This is a genomic window from Kribbella antiqua, from assembly GCF_004345665.1.
GTDB lineage: Bacteria > Actinomycetota > Actinomycetes > Propionibacteriales > Kribbellaceae > Kribbella > Kribbella antiqua.
Map to the genome: position 1 here is coordinate 278,811 of NZ_SLWR01000002.1, position 24,196 is coordinate 303,006.

The following is a 24,196-nucleotide window of genomic DNA, read 5'->3' on the forward strand; positions in this document are numbered from 1 at the left end:
GGCCTCACTCGTCCCAGAGGCCGTGCTCCGGCCATCGTCGCGGCAGCCGCTCCTCGACCGGTGGCAGCTCGGCATGCGGCGCGTGATCGCCCAACTGGTACCAGTAGGCGACGCTGGAGTAGTCGTTCCCCTGATCGTTGGCGTGTCCGTGCTCGATCGACACCCGCAGGCTCTTCTCGAACCGGACCGGGTCCTCGATGTGCCAGCGGAACATGCTCCACAGCCCGAAGTGCTCCTGCGGGCTCGCACCGAGCGTGATGCCGTGGTAAGGACCGGCGTACTCCCCACTGGGGAATCCCCAGGCGGCACCGAAGTAGTCCTCCGTGCCGGTCCCGTGCAAGGAGGGCGGCCAGACCTCCCCGTCGATGAAGAACATGTCGTCGCCCTCGCCCGGCCAGGTGAACACCTGGTTGGAGGCGTCGAAGTTGTCGATGCTGAGCACGCAGCCAACGTAATGCCCCGTGCCGGTCGCATCGAGGATCACGTAGTTGTCATCTCCGGTCAGGTTCGTCCCCGGCAGATCCCACGGCGCCGGGTTCTCGAGATCGCCTGCGTGACGTACGGCGGTCGTCGGCTTCTCCTGGCGGTAATACGCATGGAACCGCGCGACGTCGTCCGGGATCGGCTGCTCGCTGAGCTCGTAGTCGACGTAATAGAAGAGGTTCTCGATCGGCTGATCGCTCTCGTTGCGGATCTGGATCCTCGCGTGACTGCCGAACGGCATCGGGAAGTAGCTGTTCATCGCGGCCGCGAACGGCCCCTTGGGACCCCGCCGCGGACCGAACACGGCGTTCAGCGGAAGGGAGATGTAGTGCTTCGCGACCGCGTGCCCGACACCGAAGAAGTCGCCGAGCGGCGCTCGTACGCTCGGGTTCTCCTCCCCGTCCCAGAACATCTCGATGACGAGCTTGCGCAGGTACTTCTCCGAGTAGCACCGCGTGGTCAGCCAGATGTGCTCGATGCGTCCCGCCCCGCTGATGTCGGCGATCACGAAGGTCTCGCCCGCGGGCACCACCGCGAAGTCTCGGTTGCCGCCACTGCGGTCCCAGCTCGACTCGCGTCGCGACCGGCCGGACTTCACGTGGGCTAGGCCGCCGAGCGGGCTGTTGGGTGTCCAGAATTCCATATCTTCTCCGGTGGTTGTGTGGTGTCAGCCCTTGACGGCGCCGAGGGTCAGGCCGGCGACGATGTGCCGCTGGAGCGCGAGAGTGAGCAGAATGACGGGGACGGAGTAGACCGCCGAGAGCGCGGTCATTCCGCCCCAGTCGAGGCCGAACTGGGTCTGGAAGTTGGCGATCACGATCGGCGTGGTCTGGGCCCGCACCGACGTGAGCAGCAGTGCGAACAGGAACTCGTTCCAGGACGCCAGGAAGGCGAAGATGGCCGTGACCGCCAAGCCGCCTGAAACGACCGGCAGAACGACGTGCCGGAACGCCTGCAGCCGATCGCTGCCGTCGACCTTGGCGGCTTCTTCCAGCTCGACCGGGACCGCCTCGAAGAAGCTCGACATCAGCCAGATCGACAGCGGCAGCGAGATCGTGGTGTGGGCGATCGCCAAACCGATCGTGGTGTCCGAGATGCCGAGCCGCCGCATCGTCTCGACCAGCGGCGCCCCGACCGCGATCGTCGGCACCATCCGGGTGACCAGCGCCGCGATCACGAAGATGCGCCCGCTCGGCGTTCGGTAGCGGGTGATCGCGTACGCCGCCGGCACGCCGAGGGCGAGTGAGAACGCCGTACTGAGCACTGCGGTTGCGACGCTGTTGATCAGCGCCGGTACGACGCCTTCCTTGCTGAGTGCGGCGACGTAGTTGTCGAGCGTCCACTGCGACGGCAACACCTGGGGCGGTACGGCGATCGCGTCGAGCGGCGTCTTGAACGACGTCAGCAGAAGGTAGACGAACGGGAATCCGTACAGCACCAGTACGGCGGCCAGCGCGCCCCACAGAATGACGCGCGCCGGACGGCGACGGGTCTCGAGGCCGTTCATGCCTGATCACCCCCGGGCCGCCAGATGGCGAAGATCGCGACCGCGGCGACCACGAGCATCCCGATCAGATAGACGGTGCCCATCGCGCTGGCCAGGCCGGGATCGCCGTTGCGCGTCATCGTGCGGTAGATCAGCAGGCTCAGGGTCGTCGTACTGTCCTGTGGCCCGCCGCTGGTCTGGATCAGGATGATGTCGAACGCGCGGGCCGCATCGATGCCGCGAACGATCAGAGCCACGGCGATCACCGGTCGCAGCAGCGGCAGGATGATCCGGAACAGCAGCGTCGGGAACCGCACGCCGTCGATCCGAGCGGCCTCGATGACGTCACCCGGCACGTTCTGCAGTCCCGCGAAGAGGACGAGCGTGATGAACGAAGTCGTCAGCCAGATGTCCGGCAGCGCCACCGAGAACAGTGCGATCTTCGGATTGCTCAGCCAGGCGATCTGGTCCGTGCTGTGCAGCAGTCCGGCCCGGCGCAGCAGCTCGTTGAGGATGCCGAAGTTGTCGATGAGCAGGAATCGCCACAGCAGGCCGGCTACCACCGGGGCGACCATGAGCGGGTACATGAAGACAGTCCGGAACACCGCCGACCGGCTGCCGAGCGCTGCGAAGACCAACGCCACGGCAAGCCCGAAGGTGAATTCGAGCGCGACCACGATGACCGTGTAGACGATCGTCCGCAGCGCCGCGCCCTGGAATGCCGGCGCAGCGAACGCGGTCGCGAAGTTCTCGAAACCCACGAACCTCCGCGGGCCGCCGGCGATCGGCGAGATCTCGTAGAAAGCGTTCGACACGAATCTGAGCAGTGGCCACGCCACGAAGGCGGCAAGGAACAATGCGGCCGGCGCGATCAGTACGAGTGCGAACCGGCGGTCGGTGAGGCGCACGGGAGTGTCCTTCGGAGTCGGTCTACTTGACGATGGCCTGAATCTGACCCTTCGCCTGTTTCAGCAGTGCCGCGTTGTCCGCGCCCTTGGCGACCGCCTTCTGCAGCATCGGCGTCAGCACCGAGGTCACGATCTCCTGCCATTTCGGTGTGGCCGGCCGTGCGATCGTCGCGGGAGACTTCAGCGTCGTGAGGATGGCCGGGTAGTTCTCGTGCCCGGCGACGCCGGCTTGCGATTCGAACGCCGAGATCCGTGCGACCAGGCCCAGCGACGTCTTGATCGAGAGGTTGTTGTGCGCGTAGGCGAAGGCGATGAACTTCTTCGCCTCGGCCTGCTTGCCGGTTGCCTTGGGCACCGAGAGGTACCAGGCGCCCGGTACGCCGGCGATGCCGCCGGGCCCCGCGATCATCGGAGCGACACCGATCTTGCCTTTGACCGCGGCGTTGGCCGGGGTCTGGGTATAGGCATGTCCCCAGAAGCGCATCATCGCGAGCTTCCCCTGGTAGAAGAGGTTCTGCGCGCCGGCCCAGTCGAGCTGCGCCGCGCCGGGCGGCGCCGAAGGCAACAGGCTGGTGTAGAAGTTCAGCGCTGCCAGGTGATCGGCGTCGTCGATGGTGACGTCGCCGCTCTTCGGATCGAGAACCATCGTCTTCTCGCCGGTCTGCGAAACCGTGGCCAGCCACTCGGTCTCGACCGCACCCTTCACATCGGTGCCGTACAGATCGGTCTGGCCGTCGCCGTTCGTGTCGCGGGTGAAGAACTCGGCAACGTCCTTGTACTGCTTCCACGTGGTCGGCGGCACGAGCGCGTACCCGTACTTCGCCTGGAAGGCGGCCTTCTCCTTCGGGTCGCCGAACAGGTCGGTCCGGTAGTAGAGAATCTCGGAGTTCGTCCAGACCGGCATCCCGACGTACGACCCGCCGACCTGTGCCTCGGTCACCAGGCCCGGGAACAGATCGCGCTTCACATCGTCGGTGAAGAGCTCGTCGAGTGGCGACACACCGGCAGAGAAAGCGCTCAGCCAGATGGCGTCGAGCGCCGCGACGTCGAACGACGTCTTGCCCGAGCCGAGCTCGGTCTGGATCCGGTCGTAGAGACCGTCGTACGGCAGTTCGACCAGTTCGACCGTCGTACCGGTCTCCTTCTGGTAAAGATCGGCGATCGGCTGGAGCTCGGCCTTTCCGCCACCCTCCACCAGGACCGTGAGCTTGCCGGCGGCACCTTCCGAACTTCCACCGGCACCGCATCCGGCGACTGCCAGGATCACGCTCGTCGCAACGGCGATGCCGGCCATCGCGGTCCGGAGACGACCGCTCGTGCTGCGAAGCTTCATACTCCGACTCCGTTCCAGGCTTGTGATTAAACGTTTTGGCAAAACGTCTTGGCAGAAGTGTTTGCCCGCCGGGGCCGGTCGTCAACGCCAAACTTCCGCCAAACAGCTGCCAAAACTTTTGGCATCGGCGGCGATCTTGCCGCCGTCTGGCCGCAGTCCTACCTTCGGATCAATTCCGCCCTGCCAAAACCTTTTGGCAATCTCGAGAAGGAGCCGCCATGAACTCCTCCACCCCTCCGGACGCACGCCTGTCGCGCCGGGTCTTCCTGGCCGCCGCGGCCGCCGTGAGCGCCGCGGGCTGCCTCCGACTGCCGAGTACGCCGGCGGCTGCGGCGGTCGCCGCAGACCCGGCGCCGCGACCGCACAACACGCTCCTCGGCGTGCTCTGACCCACCGCAGCTCCCACCACGAAAGAGGAGACGATGCCCTCCACGATCTACGACGTCACCACCTGGACCATCCCCGGCAGCCCATCGACGACCGCCTACACCGACATCGGCGCAGTCGTGAACAGCATCATCGCCGACATCAAGACGAACCAGCCGGCCCAGGCCTCGAAGCCCGGAGCGGTCATCTACATCCCGCCGGGCGACTACTCGCTCAAGACCCGGATCGTCATCGACATCAGCTACCTGCAGCTCAAGGGATCCGGACACGGCTTCACGTCGTCGAGCATCCGCTACAACTCCGGCAACACCTCCGGCTGGCACGAGATCTGGCCGGGCGGCAGCCGGATCCGGGTCGAGAACACCGACGGGAACGCCGAGGCCATCCTGATCAGCCGCAGCGGCGACCCCCGGCTCAGCTCGATCGAACTGCTGGACTTCTGCCTGGACGGCGTCTCGTTCACACCGAACCAGAACAGCTACCTCAACGGCAAGATCGGCATCCGGTCGGCCACCGCCACCGACTCGCTGCGGATCCGGGGCCTGGGGATGGTCTACCTGCAGCGCGGGATCGTGATCACCGACGCCGACGCGCTGCACATCCAAGACAACTTCCTCTGCGAGAACGGCAACTGCATCGAGCTCGTCGGCTCCGGGCAGGCCTGCATGGTCAACGGCAACATGATCGGCGCCGGCTACGTCGGCTTCTCGATCTTCGCCGAGAACCACTTCGGCCTGATCGTCTCCGGGAACAACATCTTCCCCCGGGGCAAGAGCTCGGTGCACCTGAAGAATTGCACCAACAACACGATCAGCGCGAACCGCCTGCACGCCTTCTATCCGGGGATGATCCAGTGCGAAGGCGCCTGCCACAACAACCTGATCGGGTCGAACCACTTCCTCCGGGTCCCCGAATCGTTCCCCGCGATGACCGGCTACAACAACGGGCTCGACGATCTCTTCGGGCTGGTCCAGCTCAACGGCAGCGGCAACACCGTGGTCGGCAACCACTTCTCGTACGACGTCCCGGCCGCGAGCATCACGCCGTCCGGAGCGACCCCGACGATCGTCCTGGTGAAGTCGGGGAACAACAACTACGTCGCCACCAATCACACGGCCGCGAACGTCGCCGTACGCACCGTCGTACTGGACGGATCGACGGTCAACACCAAGGTCCTCGACTGTGGTACCACGGCAGAGTTCCAGGCACTGAGCGGAGCGACGTACGGGTTCCGGGCCACGCCATGATCCGGGTCGCGTCGTTCCTGGCCTGGGTCCTCGCACTCACCTGTATCCCGGCGGTCCCGGCCGCCGTGGCCGGCTCACCCACCGACTATCCGGAGTACCCGTACGCCGCCACCGACTACACCGAACCGTTCCGCGGTCAGTTCCACCTCAGCCCGCAGAACGGATTCATGAACGACATCAACGCTCCGTTGTACTACCGGGGCGTGTACCACCTGTTCTTCCAGCACAATCCCCACGGGCTCGGCTGGGACGCCGCGGTGCACTGGGGACACGCGACGAGCACGGACCTGGTGCATTGGACGCAGCAACCGATCGCCCTCGAACCGGGTGTGCAGAGCGGCAACCTCTGGTCGGGATCGGGCTGGGTCGACGTGAACAACGTGACCGGCCTGAAGGCCGGGTCCGACGACCCGATCCTGTTGTTCACCAACACCGACGGCGTCAGCATCGCGTACTCGACCGACGGGGCGAAGACCTTCCAGCTGTACAACGGCGGCGCGAAGGTGATCACCGATCCGGTCGAGAGCCGCGACCCCAAGGTGCAGTGGGACCCGCAGCACAACCGCTGGGAACTCGTCACGTTCCGGGCCGGGACCGGCGCCGCCTTCTACACCTCGACGAATCTGCTCGACTGGACCTATCGCGGCGCCTACTCGGCCAACTGGTTCGTCGAATGTCCCGACCTCTACCAGCTGCCGGTCGACGGGGACTCCAACGCCCAGAAGTGGGTTCTCCAGGATGCCAGCGGCGAGTACGTCGTCGGCTCACTCGACGCGAACGGCCTGTTCGTTTCGGACTGGGCGACCCCGCAGCGGATGGAATGGGGAGTCTCCGGCGCGGCCTTCCCCCCATCCACCTGGTACGCATCCCAGACCTTCAACCAGCTGCCGAACGGCCGCATCGTCCAACTGGGCTGGCAGCCGAGCAACGCCGGCGTGACCTGGACCGGCAATGCGTCCTTCCCGGTCGAGCTCGCCCTGAAGACCTATCCGGAGGGCATCCGCCTCACCCGCAATCCGGTCAGCGAGATCTCCACCATCCGTACGTCGACGCGGACCTGGGGAACGCGCACGATCACGACGGATCCGGCGACCGATCCACTCAGCGGCATCTCGGCCGACACGTACGAGATCAGCGCACAGTTCGACCTGACCGGCTCAGGAGCGTCGGAGTTCGGATTCCGCCTGCACGCGCGCTCGGACGGATCGAGCGATCGCACTGTCGCGTACACCGTCGTGGCGCAGACCCTGTACGGCGCTTCGATGCCACCGATCTCGAACCGCGTCACGATCAGGCTCCTCGTGGACCGCGGGCAACTGGAGGTCTTCGGCAATGACGGCAAGACCGTCGTGAGCGACAACGTCGCCTTCGACTCCTCTCCCGCGAGCCGCGGGCTTCGCCTCTACGCCGTCGGTGGTGCAGTCACCCTCACCTCGCTCAGCTTCTCCCCCATCGGCTCGACCTGGACGCCCGGTCCTGCGGGCTCGGCTCCCGCCGGCGCCATCGCGTCGACCACGCGCCAGGACCTGTGCGTCGACCGTGATGTTGCCAGCGGCAACGTGCAGCTGTGGTCCTGCCTGGCGAACTCCAACCAGACGTGGAGTCTCGACAGCTTCGGAGAGCTGAAAACAGGAGGCGTCTGCCTGGAGGTGCCGTCCGGCCAGACGGCGAACCTGACCTTGGTGCACGTCGCGGCCTGCTCAGGCGGCGGCAACCAGAAGTGGCGCCAAGGCAACTTCGGCTCACTCGTCAACCAGGCTTCCGGGCGGTGCCTGGACCTGCCCGAGGCCGACTTCACCAACGGCCGCCGGCTGCAGATCTACGACTGCGTCGGAACCCGCAACCAGAGCTGGGTCGGCCCCGGCTACACGACCGCCACCGGAGCACTCACCTGGGGTACGACGTCGTCGTGCGCGGATCGTGATGTCGCGACGAACAAGGTGCAGATCTGGACCTGCACCGGTCTGGCCAACCAGACCTGGACCCTGAACGCCAACGGAACCTTCACATCGGGCGGAACCTGCCTGCAACCCGCGGCGTCGGCGAACGGGGCCGGAGTGACGACAGCGCCGTGCACGGCCGGCAACCCGGGCCAGCAGTGGACCCGCTGGTCGAACGGACAACTGCGAAACGTCGCCGCGGACCGCTGCCTGGACCTCGACTCCGGCAACACCACCAACGGACGCCAGCTCATCATCTGGGACTGCGTCGGCGGCCCGAACCAAACCTGGACAGGCCCGTCCTGACCCACCCGAGACCCCGGGGTGGGCGCCCGGACCGGTGCCCACCCACCTCAATCACATCTCATTGCGCCGCGCCGCGGATGGTCGCCCGCTGCTGGGCTGTCAACGCCAGTCGCATGGTTTCGAAGGTGTGCTCCTGCGGCGCGGCCGAGGTCGTTCGTTCCCGTACGTCGCGAATCAGGTCGGAGTAGTAGGTGGTCTCGACCTGCGAGCAGTCGATGTACTGCGTACGTTGCTGATCGACCAGGAACAGGTGGTCGCCACCGTCGCGGCCCGCGATATCGACGTACTTGCGCAACTCGATGTAGCCGTCGGTGCCGAGGATCATCAGCCGGCCGTCGCCCCACGTCGGCAGGCCGTCCGGCGTGTACCAGTCGACCCGGATGTAGCCCTGGGCGTTGTCACTGCGCAGCAGGATCTCACCGAAATCCTGCAGGCCTGGCTCCTCGGGGTTGGCGAAGTTCCCGACCGTGCTGGTCACGACCTCGGCGGTCCGTGCGCCGGTGAACCAGAGGAACTGGTCGATCTGGTGGGAGGCGAGGTCGGTAAGGATGCCGCCGTACCGGTTCTTGTCGTAGAACCAGTCCGGGCGGCCGGCCCCACCGCCGAGGTGACCGCGGTCCCCGATGCGATGCGGTCCGATCCCGAGAGTCTGCACCACGGTCCCGATCCGGCCCTCGCGGACCAGCTCGCCGGCCTTGATCACGCTCGGCACCTCGAACCGCTCCGAGAACGTCACCGACCAGAACCGCCCGCTCTGGCCGACCGCCTTCTCGATCTCCTCCAGCTGATCGAAACTGACACAGCCGGGCTTGTCGGTCACGACGTCCTTGCCGGCACGCAAGGCCGCGACCGCGATCGGCCCGCGTCGATCCGGTACGGCGGCGGTCACGATCAAGTCGATCCCGTCCCGGCTAACCAGGTCGTCCGGGCGCTCGACCACCGGAACCTCCGGATACAGCTCCCGGACCCGGGTCGCGATCGCGGCGGACGGATCGTCGGTCGCCATCCCGACGAACTCCGCACCGGCCCCGACGAGGCCCGCGATCTGACCGAAGATATGCGCGTGATCAAGCCCGACAGCGGCGAACCTGACAGCCTGGGTGGCAGTCACCCGCACCCCTCCCAACTCGGCAACATCTCGACCACCTCACCCTACGCCGATCCGGCAAACGCTTGCCAACCTCCTGCGAGTCGCTCCTCCAATCAGTGTTGTGGGAAGCAGGCAGCGACGGCCAAGCCATCCACGAAGTCGTTCATGTCGTGGCCGGAATGGCCCTTTACCCACCGGAAGGCGACATCCCCGCGCTTGATCACCAACGCCACCAAGGGTTCCCACAGGTCCCTGTTGGCGACCGGCTTCTTTGCTGAGGTGAGCCAGCCTCGCTCGAGCCAGCCTGTGTGCCACCCGTCGCGGAAGCAGTTGACGACGTAGGTCGAATCCGAGACGACCAGCAACGGACCGTCGTTCGCCCGCACGGCCTCGAGGGCGGCACGGATCTCCATCCGCTGGTTCGTGGAGGCAGCCTCGTGACCGGCGGCATACTCGGTCGTCGACAGCGCCCAGGCCCAGCCTCCAGGTCCAGGGTTGCCTGAGCAGGCACCGTCGGTGAACACCGTGCGCGCGCCGATGGGGACTGGCATGTCGGCCGGACGAGGACGGCGGGCGCGGGCTGGAGGCATCAGAAGCGAAACACTACTCCGCCGGCGCTTCTATGATCGGTAGGTGTCGACTCCGGTGCTCGCCACCAAGCTGTTCCCGCCGACCAGGCGGTCCGAACTGGTTGCGCGCCCACGGCTTGCCGACCGGTTGGACAGCACCCTGAACCGCGGTCATCGGCTCACCCTTGTTTCCGCACCGGCCGGCTTCGGCAAGACTACGCTCCTCAGCGACTGGGCTACGAGCCAGGAGCGGGTTGGATGGCTGTCTCTCGACGAAGGCGACAACGCGCTGCCGCGTTTCTTGGCACACTTCCGGGCAGCGTTGTCCGGCGTCGGTCTCGACATGGATCCGGCGGCGCTGGACGCCTTGGCTGCCGGGTCCACGTCCGTCGTACTGGCAATGGTCGTCAACGAGCTCGTGCGGGCGGGGCGACAACGGCCCGACAGCCAATGGCTGCTCGTGCTCGATGACTACCACGTGATCGAGGCGCCTGAGGTGCACGAGGCCATGACCTTCCTGCTCGACCACGGGCCGGATCAGCTGCACCTACTGGTGGCGACGCGTTCGGATCCACCGCTCCCGCTGTCACGGCTGCGTAGTCGCGGGCAATTGACGGAGGTACGGGCCGCGGACCTGCGCTTCGAACCGGCCGAGGCGCGGGAGTTCCTCAACGAGATGATGGCCCTGCGCCTCACCGAGGGCGACGTACGGGCGCTGGAGGAACGGACCGAGGGCTGGATCGCCGGTCTCCAGTTGGCTGCGCTCTCGCTGCGCGATGCTTCCGATCGCGGGGACGTTGCCGAATTCATCGGAGCCTTCACCGGCAGCAACCGCTTCGTCATCGACTACCTGGTTGACGAGGTCCTTGCCCGCCAGGGTGCGGACGTGCGGGACTTCCTGCTTCGCACCGCGATCCTCGACCGGTTGACCGGTTCATTGTGCGACGCGGTCACCGGCGGGACGGACGGCGGTCAGGTCCTGGCGGACCTGGACCGCCGCAATGTGTTCATGGTCCCGCTGGACGCTGAGCGTTCCTGGTACCGGTACCACCACCTCTTCGGCGATGTCCTTCGCGCTCGTCTGATGGCGGAGAACCCAGAGCAGGTCCCGACGCTGCATCAGGCGGCAAGCGATTGGTTCGCATCGCACCAGCTCGCCGCGGACGCCGTACGACACTCACTCGCCGCAGGTGACTACGACCGCGCGGCCTATCTGATGGAAGAGGCGTTGCCCGAGATGCGCCGTACCCGGCAAGACAGTGTGATGCTGGGCTGGATGCGATCGCTGCCAGAGTCCGTGGTGAAGCGGAGTCCCGTCCTCAGCATCATGGCCGGATGGTCGCTGATGATGGCCGGCGACCTGGACGGGATGGAGCGCCGGCTCGATGACGTCGAGTCGGTCCTGGCTGCCGGCGCTCACGACCAGGCGCTCGCTGCGACGTGGGCTGACACCGAAGACCTGCGCACCGCACCGGCGACCTTGTGGATCTACCGGGCCGCGCTGGCGCAAGGGCGAGGCGACCTCCCGGCCATCGTGCGCCACGCCCGGCGAGCGCTGGAGCTCGCCGGCGCTGACGACCACTTTGTGCGGGGGGCCGCGGGCGGGTTCCTCGGCCTGGCTGGGTGGGCGGCTGGCGACGTCCAGGAAGCCTTGTCTACGTTCTCCGAGGCGGTTCGCAGTCTGCATGCGGCGGGGAACCTGGTCGACGAGCTGGACAGCACGGTAGTGCTCGGCGACATGTGGATCAGCGCGGGGCGCCCCCACCGGGCACGCCGCCTGTACGAGCGGGCCCTCGAGACGGCGACCGGGGCAGGCGAGCCGTACCCGCGGGCCACCGCCGACCTGCACGTAGGACTGGCCGAGCTTGACCGAGAGCTGGACGACCTCGTCAGTGCAGAGGAACACCTCGAGACCGCAAGGGTGCTCGGCGAGCGCGGCTCGATCACCGAGAACCGGCACCGCTGGTACGTCGCCATGGCACATGTGCGCGCCGCAACGGGCGACCACGCCTCCGCCCGGCAGCTGCTCGACCAGGCCGAGTCCCTGTACCGGCCCGGCTCCTACCCCGACCTCCGCCCTCTTGCCGCCATGAAAGCTCGCGTGCACATCGCAGAAGGAGACCTTGCCGCGGCCGAGGAGTGGGCGGACGAGCACGGTGTCACTGCGGCCGATGAGGCGTCGTTCCTGCGCGAGTACGACCACCTCACCCTCGTGCGGCTCCTGCTCGCCGGCCACGACCGCGACTCCGGGGCAGGCGCCGCCGCCGATCCGGCAGCACTGGGCGATGTGCTGGGGCTGCTGGACCGCCTCCACGCCGACGCTGACCGATCGCGCGCCGGGAGTCTGCTGGAGATCGGCATGCTGCGAGCCCTCACTCTTCAGGCGCGCGGTCACCGATCGGGGGCTCTCGCCGAGCTGAACCGAGCACTGGTCCAGGCACCGGAACCGGACGGCTACGTGCGCTTGTTCCTCGACGAAGGCGCTCCGATGCTTGCCCTGCTGCACGGCGCTTTGGGCCCGGAAGGCGGCGAGTACGACGTACTGCGCCAACACGCTCGCCGGCTCCTGGAGGCCGCCCCCAGCGCCCCGGCCGCCGTCCCTCTGGCTGGCCGCGGTTCCCTGGCCGACCCACTCAGCGACCGGGAGCTCGACGTACTGCGACTCCTCGCCAGCGAGCTCACCGGTCCCGAGATCGCCCGCCAGCTCTTCGTCTCCGTGAACACGCTGCGCACCCACACCAAGCGCATCTTCACCAAGCTCGACGTCAACACCCGCGCCGCTGCCGTCCGCCGCGGCCATGAGCTCGGCCTGCTGTAGCGCTCCAACCGGCTGTCACCGGGACGGTCACATCGTCAGTCACCACATGTTGTGACGCCGGCCCACCACATCGCGCCATACGTTCCGGACATACCGCGGCATTCGCCACGGATCCACCGGGACAAGGAGCCGGACATGACCATCACACCGACCACCCTCACCCGGGCCGCCGGCGCCGCCGCGGTCCTCGCTGGACTGATCTTCATCGGTGTCCAGATCAACCACCCACACCTGGACGCCACCTCGATCGGAACGACCGAGGTGGTACTGCGGAACTCCCTGAAGGTGCTGATGGCCGCGCTGACGCTGGCCGGCATCACCGGCATGTACCTGAGCCAGGTCCGCCGGAACGGATTGCTCGGACTCGTCGGCTATCTGGTGCTCGGCGTCGGCTACCTCACCATCATGAGCACCACCTTCGTCGCCGCGTTCGTCCTGCCTGCCATCGCTGAGACCAACCCCGGCTATGTGAACGACGTTGCCTCCGTTGCCACTGGCGGCAAGGCCATCGGTGACATCGGGGCGCTGCAGATCGCCGATCAGGTCCAGGGCATCGGCTACCTGGCCGGCGGCCTCATCTTCGGCATCGCGCTCTACCGGGCACGCGTTCTGACCCGCTGGGCGACCGTGCTTCTCGCTGTCGGTGGCGTCATCTCCGCCGCGCTGACCGTGATGCCGGATGCCTTCTATCGGCTGCTGGCCTTTCCGACCGGCATCGCCATGATCGCACTCGGATACTCGTTGTGGCGCACGGCCCGCACGACACAGCCCGCCGTGGTTCGCACCCCCCGAGTCGCGACGGCAGGCTCCTGACCATGCCGACCGATGCCCCCATGGGTTACGAACTCCGTATCGAGGGACACCTCGACCAACACTGGTCGACCTGGTTCGGCGGCCTCGCCGTCTCACTCGAGGGTGACGGCACCACCACCCTTCGCGGCGTCGTGACGGACCAGTCGGAGCTGCACGGCCTGCTCGCCAAGGTCCGCGACCTCGGCGTCACCCTCATCTCGGTCACGCCCATCGACGCCGCTGCCCAGCAACATCCATAGATCCCACAGTCACCACGCCCTCACTGGCAACCGGGTTCAGACGCTGACAACCAGGCGTGCGGTTCACGGCTTGAGCGGATGTAGAACCCCAGCCGGCAGGGCGCCTCACGCAATCGGGAGCGGAGCGGCGTGCGACCGGAGGATCAGGTGCAGGGAACTGTGGATGGCCAGCCCTCCGAGTGCGCCGAGGGCGCGGAACGTCAGCGCGACGTCCACGATCGTCGGTACGGCGAAGCGCACCCTGAAGCCACCCTCCTGACGCGGCTCGCCGGTCAGCTCGTGCACCGGGAGATCCAACTCGACCCCCGGCACCTGGGCGCCCTCGATGACCAGCGGACCCGTCACGTAACCGGTGTTGACGATCGGGAACTCGATCGTGTGCCAGTCACCGGTGGTCAGGCTCTCCACCCGGCTCCCGGTCCGGGCGACGTTCACCCGTGCCTCCGGATTGATCGTGACCGAGATCGGTGCCGTGGTGTCGACGGGGCCGCAACAGCCGGCCGGTTCGCCGTGAACCATCAGTCCACCTCACATTCGTCGCGCCGGACCCGGTAGCTGGCTTGCGCGGCGTCGTACGCTTCCCGCGCCGCCGATCGCTCGGTCTCGCGGATGAAGCCGGACTTCGCCTGCCACAGCGCGTCGACCGAGTCGTGCAGCCACTGTGCGCTGCGACGCGACGCCCGGATCGGCTGCCCGCCGATCTCGACGAAGATCGGCTGGGTGTGGACACTGCGCAGGATTCGCAGCGCGATCCAGGACGAACGCTCCAGGTCCAGGTCGAACTCGATGGCCTGCTCGTTGCCGTCCGCAAGCAATTCCTGAGATCCGGCCGGTACGCCGTTCACCAGGACCTCGACGAGCACATTGCGGGACCGGCCGATCCGCGAGCGCTCGAGATGCCAGCCGACAGGTGCGTTGTACACCGGGCGGCCCGGCCCTGGTGGCGCAGGTGGCTGTTCGGGCAACCAGGCCGCGATCGTCGCAGTCACCCGGACCGGTCCCGGCGCGTCGACCGCGAGCTCCCGGCCGGTGTCGCCGTCGACGGCGAAGTCGTACACGTGGCTGCGGCCGTCGCCGAAGTACGACGCACCCTCCTTCAGCCCGTCGAGCCACGCCTCCAACGCCTGCTCGCCCTGCGGCGGCTCAGGCAGCCGAACGTACGTGCGCCCGACGCCCGGACCGTCGTCGTAGATGCAGGGATAGTCGGTCTCGCCGAGCATCAGGGTGCGGTAGCCGACGTTCAGCAGGTGGTACCAGATGTTGAGCTCGGCGGCGGGAGCGAACTCGGCACCGCACTGGAAGTCGGCGGCGCCGAGCGGCACATCGACGATGATCTCGTTGGAGCCGATCGACTGGAACCCCGGGATGACGTAGTTCGGCAGCTCCTCCGTGCCGACCGACAGGCCGAGACCGCAGTGCGCGTACCCGACCAGCGCGTTCTGCGCATGGCCCCAGCGCATGACCGGCAGGTTCCACGACGGCCAGTCCTCGATCAGCTGGGTGCCGGGGTAGTCCTGGTCGGTGAGCCCGAGCAGGATGACGTGACCGGAATGGCTGGACGGGAAACCTGACACCTCGAGGTCGTACCGGAGCAGGCTCTGGCTGTCGCGGTCGGTGTCCTGCGGATCCCACGTCATGCCTTGGGCCCGCTGCATGGCGGGGTACTCCAGCTCGGCGCGCGGGCTGATCGACGAGCCGCTGAAGAACTGCTTCTGGTGGTAGTAGCACGGCCCCCAGGTGAGCACGCTGCCCATCCAGAGCCCTTCGCCGCGAACGTGCCGGATCATCGTCTCCGGAGTGACACCCTCGGACGGCACGCTGTAGTGCGAGCAGCCGCCGGCGTGGATGTGCGGGTCACCCGAGTAGTAGCCACGAGCGGCCGGATCGGCCCAGCGATCGAGCTCGATCGTCACCGCCTCGACGTCGGCCGACAGGTCGACCTCGACACGGACCTCGCGATACTCCGGTCCGCGGCGGGCGGAGATCTCGTACTGACCGGCCGGCAGCGTGATCACCTCGCCGGTCGCCCGGTAGACGTGTTCGTGGAAGAACATGTCCGGCGCCAGCCGCATCGCCTTCGACGGGTACGCCCGACGCTGGGAATCCAGGACGGTCAGCGCCGCCACGGTACTGCTGCCGTCGGGCTCCCGGACGTCGAACCGGATGTCGCGGGCGGGCAGACAATCGAAGTCGAATCGAGCGCCGTACTGACGGCTCTCGAAGTTCGTCCGCTGCCAGGCCTTCGCGCCCGAGGACCGGGTCAGGCTCTCCGTCGCCTCCTCCACCGCGAGGAGGAACGACAGCTCGCCGCTGCGGGTGCCGCCATCACGGCTGTACAGGCTGATGACCTTGTACTCGATATCCAGGCCGGACACGTCGGTGGGACCGGCGAGCTTCACCTGCAGCCAACTGCTCTCGATCCGCGGTACGACGGTCAACGTGTCATGCAGCGTAATCCGCGATGCGTGGCTGTGGTGGTCGACCAGCCCGAGCACATGGTTCGACGGCGCGGACAGCTCGCCGAGCAGCCGATGCGGGTTCGCGACCCGGACCAGAAAGCTTCGCCACCCGTGCTGAACCAGTCGGGGCGGCGCGGCACCCGGCGTAGTCGCAGTCAGGCCCTGCTCGTCGATCTGGACGTCGGCAAGGACGTAGGGGCGCAGGAGTTCTTCGACTTTGGCGGACCTGACGGCGTCGGTCTGGGTGTCGTCCGCCAGCTTTGCCAGCTGGCTGGTCAGGTCGTCAGGTAGGGGTTCACCGATGTCACGGAGCTTTTCAACGGCTCGAGTCGCGGATGCCAGTAGTGGCTGGAACACAGGACCTCCTCGTCGTGGACCATCTTCGAGCCTAGTTCCCCCAGCTACGCCTGGCTCCCGGTTTTCGTCGGTGGGGGTCAGGCGGATTTGACTTCGCGGTGGAGCAGCCGCAGGAGACCGAGGGCGAGTGGCAAGAGAACCCAGATCGTCCCGCTGACCGCGAGGTGCGCCCAGTCGCCGCCCTGGAACGTCTGCTGCTCGAAGGCGGGTGCCATGGCAGTGTTGACGTCGAGCCAGGGGGCGGCGCTCTCGAGCGAGCCGACCATCGAGAAGAGCACAGTCCACGCGATCGGGATCACGTAGTACAGCACGATGGCGGCGGCGGTGTTCATCAGCAGCATGCCGAAGGCGAAGCCCTGCACGATGCCGATCAGTTGCACGGCGAAGAAGTCGCGGACGTTGGCGGCTCCGACGTTCCAGCTGCCGGCGCCGTCCATGAACGCCATCCCGGCCAGGTTGCTGAGGGCTGCGACGCCGAGTGCCACGACGACGGCGAGCAGGCCGACCAGGGTGACGGCGACCAGCTTGGCGACGGCGATGCGGATCCGGCTCGGTTCGAGCGTGAAGGTGACCAGGCCGGTGCGCTGGCTCCATTCGGCGGTGACCGCGAGGATGCCGAGCACCGGGAGCAGGATGCTCTGTGGGGTCGCGGTGGCGCCGACGAAGTTCACGAAGGTCAACTGGTCCGGATCGGCGACGAACAGGAACACCACGATGACGGCAACCGTGATGAGGCCGATGGCGGTGAGCAGCCAGAAGCCGGCCCGGGTGTCGACGAGCTTGCGCAGCTCGACTCGCAGCAGACGACTGAAGGGGACAGGTGTCACGCTCGGATCCGGTGAGACCTGGATCGGTGCTTGGTGGGTCGCGGTACTCATGCGGTGACCTTCTCTCGTGCGTCTTCGGCGGTGAGCTGCAGGAACATGTCCTCGAGTCCGGCGCCGTCAGCGCCGCGCAACTCGGTGACGACGACGCCGTGCTGCGCGGTGGCCGTGGCGATCTGCTCGCGGGTGGCGTCTACGACGTACGCGCCGTCCGGGCTGGTCTGATAGGTGTAGCCGGAGACGTCGAGGCAGCGGGCCAAGGCGTCCGGGTCCAGGGCGCGGACCAGTGTGCCCGCAGCGTTCAGCAGTTCTGCCTTGCTGCCGTCGGCAACGATCACACCGCGGCCGATGACGACCAAGTGGTCGGCGATGACCTCGATCTCGTGCAGGAGATGCGAGGACAGCAGGACAGTCCCACCGCGATCGGCGAAGCTCTTGAGCAGCCCGCGCATCCAGTGAATGCCGGCCGGGTCCAGTCCGTTGGCGGGTTCGTCCAGGATCAGCACCTGCGGGTCGCCGAGGAGGGCGTGCGCGATGCCGAGCCGCTGCCGCATGCCCAGGGAGTAGTTGCCGACCCGGCGGTCGCCCTCGTCGCCGGACAGGCCGACGATCTGGAGCATCTCGTCCACCCGTTGGCGGCGAAGGCCCATGACGGTGGCGCCGAGGCGAAGGATCTCGCGCCCGGTCCGGCCGTTATGCTGCGCGGAGGCGTCGAGCAGGACCCCGACGTGCCGGCCCGGGTTCGGGAGTTCGGCGTACGGGACGCCGAGGATGGTGCTGCGACCCGCTGACGGCGGCGTCAGGCCGGTCATCATGCGCATCGTGGTCGACTTGCCTGCCCCGTTGGGGCCGAGGAAGCCGGTGACGGATCCGGGCTGCGCCTGGAAGGACACCCGGTCGACGGATTGGTGTGCGCCGTAGCGCTTACTGAGTTCTTCGACTGTGATCATGAGGTCGAGCCTGGCCCCGTTCGCAGTCCCGGCACATCGGCCGCAGTGCTAGGTCCCGAAACCCCGGGATAGACCTGCATAGCCCACGGTAGGGGGACCGCCGGCCCGCGGCCCCTGCCCTGAAGCAACTGCCTCCCGTACCGTGGGCTAGGTGGACGCCATCCAACCCGCGCCACCACCTCCGCTGAGCCACTGGCAGTCGACGTGGCGCTACCTCTTCGCCATCGTCTCCGGCGCTGGTTTCTGGGTGACGAGCTACTACAACACCTACGCCGGGGAGATCCACGCACTCTGGGCCATCGATCTCCTGCTCGGAGCCGTCGGCGTGGTTCTGATGCGCTGGAGACGCCGTCATCCACTGATCGTGGCCCTGATCGTCAACGTCCTCGGATCCTTTTCCACGGCCGCATCGGGGGCCGTGGTCGTCACCACCGTGTCCCTGGCCACTCGACGGCGGTGGCGCGAGATCGTGCCGGTCGCGGTGGTGGGCTTCGTCGCCTCTGTCGTCTTCTTCGAGACCCACCCCGGTGCCGAGGACTCGTTGCTCTTCTCGCTCTTGTTCACGGTCGTCTTCGTGAGCGCCGTGATCGCCCCCGGCATGTACATCGGCGCCCGCCGCGACCTGCTGGCCACGCTGCGGGAACGAGCGGACCGCGCCGAACGCGAGCAGAGCCTGCGGGTCGGACAGGCGCAGGCCACGGAGCGGGCCCGGATCGCCCGTGAAATGCACGACGCACTGGCACATCGCCTGTCGCTGGTGGCATTGCATGCGGGTGCACTGGAGTACTGCCGGAGTCTCAGCGACGCCGAGGTAGCCAAAGCCGCCGCGATCACCCGGCAGAGCGCCCACCTCGCTCTGCAGGACCTGCACCAGATCCTCGGCGTACTGCGCACACTCGAAACCGACGCACCACCAGAGCGTCCGCAACCGACGCTGGCCGACCTTCCGGCGCTGGTCCTGGAAGCCGTGGGATCAGGTACGAAAGTCCGGTTGCACAACCAGGTCGACAATCTGGCGGAGCCGCCCGACGCGGTCGGACGCGGCGCCTACCGGATGATCCAGGAGAGCCTGACGAATGCTCGCAAACACGCACCGGACACCGCTGTCGACGTCACGCTCAGCGGTCGGCCGGGCGGGCAGCTGATGCTCGAGGTACGGAACCCGCTGCGGCTCGGCTCCGCCGGGGTGAGCGCGACGCCCGGCTCGGGTCTCGGGCTGCTCGGACTGACCGAGCGCGCTGAGCTGATCGGTGGCCGCCTCGAGCACATGAGGTCCGACGGAGACTTCGTGGTCCGCGCCTGGCTGCCGTGGCCGGCATGAACGACGCTGCCGGTACGTCGATCCGGGTCGTGATCATCGACGACGACGCGTTGGTGCGCGCCGCACTCGCGATGATCCTGCGGGACGACGCCGCGATCGAGCTGGCCGGTGAAGCAGACGACGGCCAGGCCGGGCTCGATCTGGTCGCGCGGGTCGGGCCCGACGTCGTACTGATGGATATCCGGATGCCACGCCTGGACGGCCTCGAGGCCCTCGCACGGCTCATGGGTCAACCAGCACCGCCCAAAGTGATCGTGCTGACGACGTTCGACGCCGACGACTATGTGCTGCGGGCGCTCCGCGGTGGAGCCAGCGGGTTCCTCCTCAAACACACCCCGCCCGCGCAGATCGTCGAGGCGGTGCACAAAGTTGCCGCCGGCGACCACATGCTCTCCCCCAGCGTGACCGCCCAACTGATCGCCCAACTGGGTGACGACGAGCCGGAACCCCAGCGGGTCCTCCACGCGCAGTCGCTGACCGGGACCTTGACCGACCGCGAACGCGAAGTGGCCATCGCGGTCGGCGAAGGCAAGATCAACGCGCAGATCGCCGACGAGCTCTACCTGAGCATGGCCACCGTCAAGGCGCACGTCTCGCGCATCATGATGAAGCTGGAAGCCACCAACCGCGTGCAGATCGCGAACCGCGTCCACGACGCAGGCCTGCTCTGAGCTGTACGGTGCCTTCGCCGCGGCTCCTCGCTAGGCCTCAGGTGAATTTCAATCCGTTGAGCATCGTCTCGAACTCGGTGAAGAACGCCGCGACGTCACCGGCGCCTTTCTCCGCCCGTGCCCAGGCGAGCAGCGTCTTCCCGCCGACGTCGATCACCGCGATGCGCAGCGAGAGATCGGGCTGGAGTCCGAAGCACTCCTCTGCCGGGGTGTTGAGCTCCGCACACCCCAAGGCACCGTCGAGGGGGTCTGCGGCGCTGCCGGTCAACACGGTCGCGGGGTGGCCGTCAACGGTTGTCGCCACCTCGTCCGCATACGTCGCCCCGTACGCGGTCAGTCCCCGAAGGTAGGCCAGGTAGTCCTGGGGCGGGGCTACCGGCCTGAGTTGCTTCGGCTTGTACAGGTTGACGGGCAGCACGAATCGGACCTTGTTGTTCTCGGCGAGATTCGAGTCCCAGCTCAGCAGCGTGGCGTTGTCCGGATTCGCCGCGATCTTGAGGTCTTCCGGCAGCGTGACCGTCAGCGCTATCGAGAAGGCCTTGCTCGCATACATCCGTGCACCGACGGTGGTGGTCGGGGGCGGAGTCGTCGGCGAGTCGCCGCTGCAGGCTGAGGACGCGAGTACCAAGAGCGAAGTGGCAAGGATCGCAGCCCTCCGGCGGATTGAAGCGGGTGTGAATGCTGACATCTCGGCCCCCTAGCCAGGGGGAATCTGAACAAGCGATTGCCCGCCCCCTTGTGAATCCGCCCCGCCCTCGACCCTGCGCCCTCGATGCCCACATCGCAAGGTCGGGGCGTCACGCATTTCGCCAGCCCGGTCGGGGCAGTGAGGTGTACCTCGCCTTCGCTGCGTCAGTGAGCGGGTCGTTGGTGGTGGGTGAGGCCCCGGACGCCGCGGACGGGGGCCTCCAGCATGTAGATCGCGGAGCGGATCGCCGAAGAGTGCCACACGTTGCGCCACCTCGACCATTGGCGTCTCCTGTCCACGCAGACGACCTTGGTGTCGACAGCTGCTCCCGGATGACCGAAGTGTGCTGCGACGTTGCCGAGGGTCTGGCTCCAGAATCGGTCCTCCTGGCGATGGCCGCCCATCATCAGGGCCAGTTCGAAGATCGGGTCCGAGGCGCGCATCAGGACCTGCGTCTGTACGACGGTCGCGTCGTCCTGCCGCGATGCGCTGAACGTGATCCAGCCGGCGAACATGTGACCCTGTGGGGTCATCAACGTGAACGACTCCTCGTCGGCGTACAGCACCATCACACCGGTCGACAGCTTGGTGCCGCCGGGCATCCGCATGTTGAGGAGAGCGACGTCGCCAGGTTCGATGCCGGTGAGCGGTGCGTAGAAGTGGTTGCCCGGCGGCCAGAAGTCGCCGAAGTCCTTGCGCCAGGTGGCGATGAGATCGGCCGGCGCGACACGATCGGACGGTAGCCGCACCACGTAGGTCTTCTGCCACATCTTGCCGAACCCCTGGATCGGGCTGGTGAGCTGGCGACCGTCCACGTTGAGGTTCACGGCGCCCTCGGGCACCTGGGAGACCTTCAGCCGCGAGACCTTCTTCGCCCAGTTGGCCGCGTCGCGGGTGGCCGCGGCGGGCATGTCGTCGTTGCTGCCGGCGGGCGTGTCGTCGTTGCTGCCGTTGGTCATGGCGTGCGCTCCTCTATGCCGCGCCGGTCGCGGCCAGCGCATCCTGTTCGGTGTCGTGGATACCGATCGCCTCGTCGAGGCGGGTGAGCTCGAAGATCTGGCGGTAGTGCTCGGACAGGCCGTACGCCAGCAGCCGTTGCGAACGTCGCCTGGCGCGCACCAGCAGGGTGACCAGCAGCCCGATGCCACCGCTGTTCATGTACGACAGTCCGGTGAAGTTGAGGATCACCGCCGTGATGTCGCCGGTGCTCTCGTAGGCGTTCATGAGCACCTCCTCCGACCCTGCCGTGACGTCGCCCTGGATGTCGACGACGCCGGCCGTCCCCTTCCGGCGTACGTCGAAGGTCGCTGTTGCCTCAGCCATCTTTGTCCCCTCCTATGCCTTGTACGGCGCTGTCCTCGTCGTTCTCGATCGCCATGAAGTCGGCCAGCCGGGTGATCTCGAAGATCTTGCGGTAGTGGTCGGTGAGGCCGTACGCCCGGATCGGGATGCGGTGTGCCCGCGCACTGGCGAGCAGGCCGACCACGAGCGCGATGCCGGTCGAATTGATGTAGCCGCTGTTCTCGAAGCTGAGCACCACGGCATCGGGGCGCGTGTTCGTCGCGGCGGTCCAGGCCTCGTCCAGTGCTGACTCGGCCGCGGCGTTGAGATCACCGACCAGTTCGATGACCGCTACGCCGTCGCGCCGGCGTACGTGGGCGACCGCTTCACGTGTCGTCATCGTCGCCTCCTTCCTTCGACTCCGGTTCGAGGTGCATGACGAGCTCGACGGTGTGGCGTTCGCCGTCGCCGGTCTCGCGCGCCTCGTCGACCATGTTCTTGATCAGGAACAGTCCCCAGCCACGAGGCCGCTGCAGTCCTGCGAGCTTCGCCTCCAGGTCGGGCACCTCGGCCTGGCCGGGCGCCAGGCGGGCGCCACCGAGGTCGGCGACCTCGACGCGGATCCGGCCGGGTTCGGCGTACACGCGGACCGTGACCGGACGGTCGGCGCGGTACGAGTTGCCGTGCTCCATCGCGTTCATCGTGGCCTCGGCGACCGCGGTCTCGAGCCGGCGGAGCCGGGCCGGCGCGAGGCCGAGCGGGACGACCGTGGCGGCGACTCGTTCGAGAGCCATCCGCTCGTTGCCCTCGACACTCGGCACCTCGAACTCGACGAGCAGCTTCCCGATGACCTTGCCGTTGGGGCTGTCGCTCTGAGCGGGCTCCCGTTGCAGCACGACCATGGTGATGTCGTCCTCCTGCTCGGCGTCAGGTCCGGTGTGGGCGTGCAGATCCGCGAGTACCAGGTCGATCAGCTCGCCGCCGCCCGGGTAGCGCGCCACCAACTCCTTCAGGCGCGGGAAGCCGAACATCTGTCCCTGTGGATCGTGTGCCTCGACGATGCCGTCGGAATGCAGCAGCAGCGACTCGCCGGGCGCGAGAAGGGTCTCGCGTTCCTCGTACTTCATCCCGGTCATCAGACCCAGCGGCATGCCGCGGGCGCGCAACTCGACCGAGCCCTCGGCAGTCTTGACGTACGGCAGGTCGTGGCCGGCGTTGGCGAACCGGAAGTGACCGGTGGCCGGGTCGAGAACGCCATACAGGCAGGTGACGAACATCTTCGCCGGCATGTCCGGGCAGAGGTGTTCGTTGACCCGCTCGAGTACGGCGCCCGGGTCGATCAGTCGTTGGGCGGAAGCACGCAGCACGCTCCGGGTGGCGGCCATCACCAGCGCGGCCGGTACGCCCTTGTCGGTGACATCGCCGATGACGAAGCCGACTTGGCCGCCGGCCAGTGGGATGACGTCGTAGAAGTCGCCGCCCACCTCGCGGGCCGGTTGGTAGCAGGCCGCGACCTGCCAGCCGGACAATTCGGGAAGCGTCTTGGGCAGGAAGTTCTGCTGGATCAGCCGGGCGACCTCGAGCTCCTGCTCGAAGCGCTGGCGGGTGCGGGCCTCAGCCTGTTGCTGGCGGACCAACTGGCCGACCCGCAGGGCCGGCGCGGCCTGCGCGGCGAGGTTGTCGAGCAGCTTGCGGTCGTCGCTGGAGTACTCCTGCTCAGACCGGCGCGGCCCTAGGTGCAGTACGCCGATCAGCTCGCCCTGGCTCACCAGCGGCACAGCGAGCTTGACGCCCGCGGCCTTGAGCTCTGCCAAGGCGGGCGAGTCAAGCTCTAGCGCCTCCACGTCTACCGCGCCGCTGGCGCTTTGCAGGTAGGCCAGGAGCGGATCGTTGGGTGCGATGTCGACCGGAGTCGCCTCGTCGTCCGGCACCGGATGCGAGCGCTGCTCGGGCACCCGGTGGCCTGCTCCGGCGGCGGTTCGCCTGCGGAGGCGGCGGAAGGTGCTGCTCAATGCGACCATCACAA

23 protein-coding genes are annotated in these 24,196 nt (G+C 67.4%); 8 read left to right on the forward strand and 15 right to left on the reverse strand.

The annotated features are described in order from the left end of the window. Positions 1–4 precede the first annotated feature (4 nt). From EV646_RS07360 to EV646_RS07375, 4 genes are read right to left on the reverse strand one after another with little or no spacing between them, the layout of a single operon-like run. Positions 5–1,126, reverse strand: coding sequence for a glycoside hydrolase family 172 protein (locus EV646_RS07360; protein ID WP_132145330.1), 1,122 nt, complete (start codon positions 1,124–1,126; stop codon positions 5–7). A gap of 24 nt (positions 1,127–1,150) precedes the next feature. Continuing rightward, on the reverse strand, positions 1,151–1,990 hold the full coding sequence (locus tag EV646_RS07365) for a carbohydrate ABC transporter permease (protein WP_132145332.1): 840 nt from the start codon (positions 1,988–1,990) through the stop codon (positions 1,151–1,153). Next, the gene (locus EV646_RS07370; protein ID WP_132145334.1) at positions 1,987–2,877 is read right to left on the reverse strand and encodes a carbohydrate ABC transporter permease; all 891 of its coding nucleotides are present in this window, start codon (positions 2,875–2,877) and stop codon (positions 1,987–1,989) included. Before EV646_RS07370 ends, EV646_RS07365 begins: the two co-directional genes overlap by 4 nt. 22 nt (positions 2,878–2,899) lie before the next feature. Then, entirely contained in the window at positions 2,900–4,210 is a 1,311-nt protein-coding gene (locus EV646_RS07375) for an ABC transporter substrate-binding protein (protein WP_132145336.1), read from the reverse strand. A 218-nt stretch (positions 4,211–4,428) separates the two neighbouring features. Here EV646_RS07375 and EV646_RS38790 point away from each other — a divergent pair, with 218 nt between their 5' ends. The 3 genes from EV646_RS38790 to EV646_RS07385 are packed head-to-tail and all read left to right on the forward strand — an operon-like array spanning position 4,429 to position 8,090. Then, complete coding sequence (locus tag EV646_RS38790) at positions 4,429–4,599, forward strand: hypothetical protein (RefSeq protein ID WP_158290913.1); 171 nt, start codon at positions 4,429–4,431, stop codon at positions 4,597–4,599. A 33-nt stretch (positions 4,600–4,632) separates the two neighbouring features. Further along, positions 4,633–5,844: a NosD domain-containing protein gene (locus tag EV646_RS07380; RefSeq protein WP_132145338.1), complete on the forward strand. Its 1,212-nt coding sequence runs from the start codon at positions 4,633–4,635 to the stop codon at positions 5,842–5,844. Further along, positions 5,841–8,090 (forward strand): ricin-type beta-trefoil lectin domain protein, encoded by a 2,250-nt coding sequence (locus EV646_RS07385; protein ID WP_132145340.1) that lies wholly within the window; start codon positions 5,841–5,843, stop codon positions 8,088–8,090. Before EV646_RS07380 ends, EV646_RS07385 begins: the two co-directional genes overlap by 4 nt. A gap of 58 nt (positions 8,091–8,148) precedes the next feature. Here EV646_RS07385 and EV646_RS07390 read toward each other — a convergent pair whose 3' ends face one another. Both EV646_RS07390 and EV646_RS07395 read right to left on the reverse strand, forming a co-directional pair. Further along, entirely contained in the window at positions 8,149–9,201 is a 1,053-nt protein-coding gene (locus EV646_RS07390) for a Gfo/Idh/MocA family protein (RefSeq protein ID WP_132145342.1), read from the reverse strand. 92 nt (positions 9,202–9,293) lie between these two features. Further along, the gene (locus EV646_RS07395) at positions 9,294–9,770 is read right to left on the reverse strand and encodes a ribonuclease H family protein (protein ID WP_241995512.1); all 477 of its coding nucleotides are present in this window, start codon (positions 9,768–9,770) and stop codon (positions 9,294–9,296) included. Positions 9,771–9,813: 43 nt separating this feature from the next. Between EV646_RS07395 and EV646_RS07400 the strand changes: the two genes are divergently transcribed. The 3 genes from EV646_RS07400 to EV646_RS07410 all read left to right on the forward strand — a co-directional run bounded on the left by EV646_RS07400 (position 9,814) and on the right by EV646_RS07410 (position 13,619). After that, entirely contained in the window at positions 9,814–12,567 is a 2,754-nt protein-coding gene (locus EV646_RS07400) for a winged helix-turn-helix domain-containing protein (protein ID WP_132145346.1), read from the forward strand. Positions 12,568–12,702: 135 nt separating this feature from the next. Then, positions 12,703–13,380 carry a hypothetical protein gene (locus EV646_RS07405; protein WP_132145348.1) on the forward strand — a complete coding sequence of 226 codons (678 nt, stop codon included), beginning with the start codon at positions 12,703–12,705 and terminating at the stop codon, positions 13,378–13,380. Between the two features lie 2 nt (positions 13,381–13,382). After that, positions 13,383–13,619 carry a hypothetical protein gene (locus EV646_RS07410; protein WP_199236857.1) on the forward strand — a complete coding sequence of 79 codons (237 nt, stop codon included), beginning with the start codon at positions 13,383–13,385 and terminating at the stop codon, positions 13,617–13,619. 105 nt (positions 13,620–13,724) lie between these two features. Here the strand turns inward: EV646_RS07410 and EV646_RS07415 are convergent, their stop codons facing one another. The 4 genes from EV646_RS07415 to EV646_RS07430 all read right to left on the reverse strand — a co-directional run bounded on the left by EV646_RS07415 (position 13,725) and on the right by EV646_RS07430 (position 18,209). Then, a complete protein-coding gene (locus EV646_RS07415; RefSeq protein WP_132145350.1) occupies positions 13,725–14,138 on the reverse strand; it encodes a hypothetical protein in 414 nt (137 codons plus the stop codon). Continuing rightward, on the reverse strand, positions 14,138–16,435 hold the full coding sequence (locus EV646_RS07420) for a CehA/McbA family metallohydrolase (RefSeq protein ID WP_132145352.1): 2,298 nt from the start codon (positions 16,433–16,435) through the stop codon (positions 14,138–14,140). Before EV646_RS07420 ends, EV646_RS07415 begins: the two co-directional genes overlap by 1 nt. Before the next feature lie 77 nt (positions 16,436–16,512). Further along, entirely contained in the window at positions 16,513–17,313 is an 801-nt protein-coding gene (locus tag EV646_RS07425; protein ID WP_132145354.1) for an ABC transporter permease, read from the reverse strand. Then, the gene (locus EV646_RS07430; RefSeq protein ID WP_132145356.1) at positions 17,310–18,209 is read right to left on the reverse strand and encodes an ABC transporter ATP-binding protein; all 900 of its coding nucleotides are present in this window, start codon (positions 18,207–18,209) and stop codon (positions 17,310–17,312) included. The genes EV646_RS07425 and EV646_RS07430 overlap by 4 nt, the downstream gene beginning before the upstream one ends. Before the next feature lie 151 nt (positions 18,210–18,360). Here EV646_RS07430 and EV646_RS07435 point away from each other — a divergent pair, with 151 nt between their 5' ends. Together EV646_RS07435 and EV646_RS07440 are read left to right on the forward strand one after the other, a co-directional pair. After that, a complete protein-coding gene (locus tag EV646_RS07435; RefSeq protein WP_132145359.1) occupies positions 18,361–19,530 on the forward strand; it encodes a sensor histidine kinase in 1,170 nt (389 codons plus the stop codon). Continuing rightward, positions 19,527–20,201, forward strand: coding sequence for a response regulator transcription factor (locus tag EV646_RS07440; protein WP_132145361.1), 675 nt, complete (start codon positions 19,527–19,529; stop codon positions 20,199–20,201). The genes EV646_RS07435 and EV646_RS07440 overlap by 4 nt, the downstream gene beginning before the upstream one ends. 37 nt (positions 20,202–20,238) lie before the next feature. Here EV646_RS07440 and EV646_RS07445 read toward each other — a convergent pair whose 3' ends face one another. The 5 genes from EV646_RS07445 to EV646_RS07465 all read right to left on the reverse strand — a co-directional run bounded on the left by EV646_RS07445 (position 20,239) and on the right by EV646_RS07465 (position 24,191). After that, the gene (locus EV646_RS07445; protein WP_132145363.1) at positions 20,239–20,754 is read right to left on the reverse strand and encodes a hypothetical protein; all 516 of its coding nucleotides are present in this window, start codon (positions 20,752–20,754) and stop codon (positions 20,239–20,241) included. A gap of 299 nt (positions 20,755–21,053) precedes the next feature. Further along, entirely contained in the window at positions 21,054–21,848 is a 795-nt protein-coding gene (locus tag EV646_RS07450) for a hypothetical protein (RefSeq protein WP_132145365.1), read from the reverse strand. Between the two features lie 13 nt (positions 21,849–21,861). Then, a complete protein-coding gene (locus EV646_RS07455; RefSeq protein WP_132145367.1) occupies positions 21,862–22,212 on the reverse strand; it encodes an STAS domain-containing protein in 351 nt (116 codons plus the stop codon). Next, positions 22,205–22,570, reverse strand: coding sequence for an STAS domain-containing protein (locus EV646_RS07460; RefSeq protein WP_132145369.1), 366 nt, complete (start codon positions 22,568–22,570; stop codon positions 22,205–22,207). The genes EV646_RS07455 and EV646_RS07460 overlap by 8 nt, the downstream gene beginning before the upstream one ends. Further along, complete coding sequence (locus EV646_RS07465) at positions 22,557–24,191, reverse strand: ATP-binding SpoIIE family protein phosphatase (RefSeq protein ID WP_158290914.1); 1,635 nt, start codon at positions 24,189–24,191, stop codon at positions 22,557–22,559. Before EV646_RS07465 ends, EV646_RS07460 begins: the two co-directional genes overlap by 14 nt. Positions 24,192–24,196 lie beyond the last annotated feature (5 nt).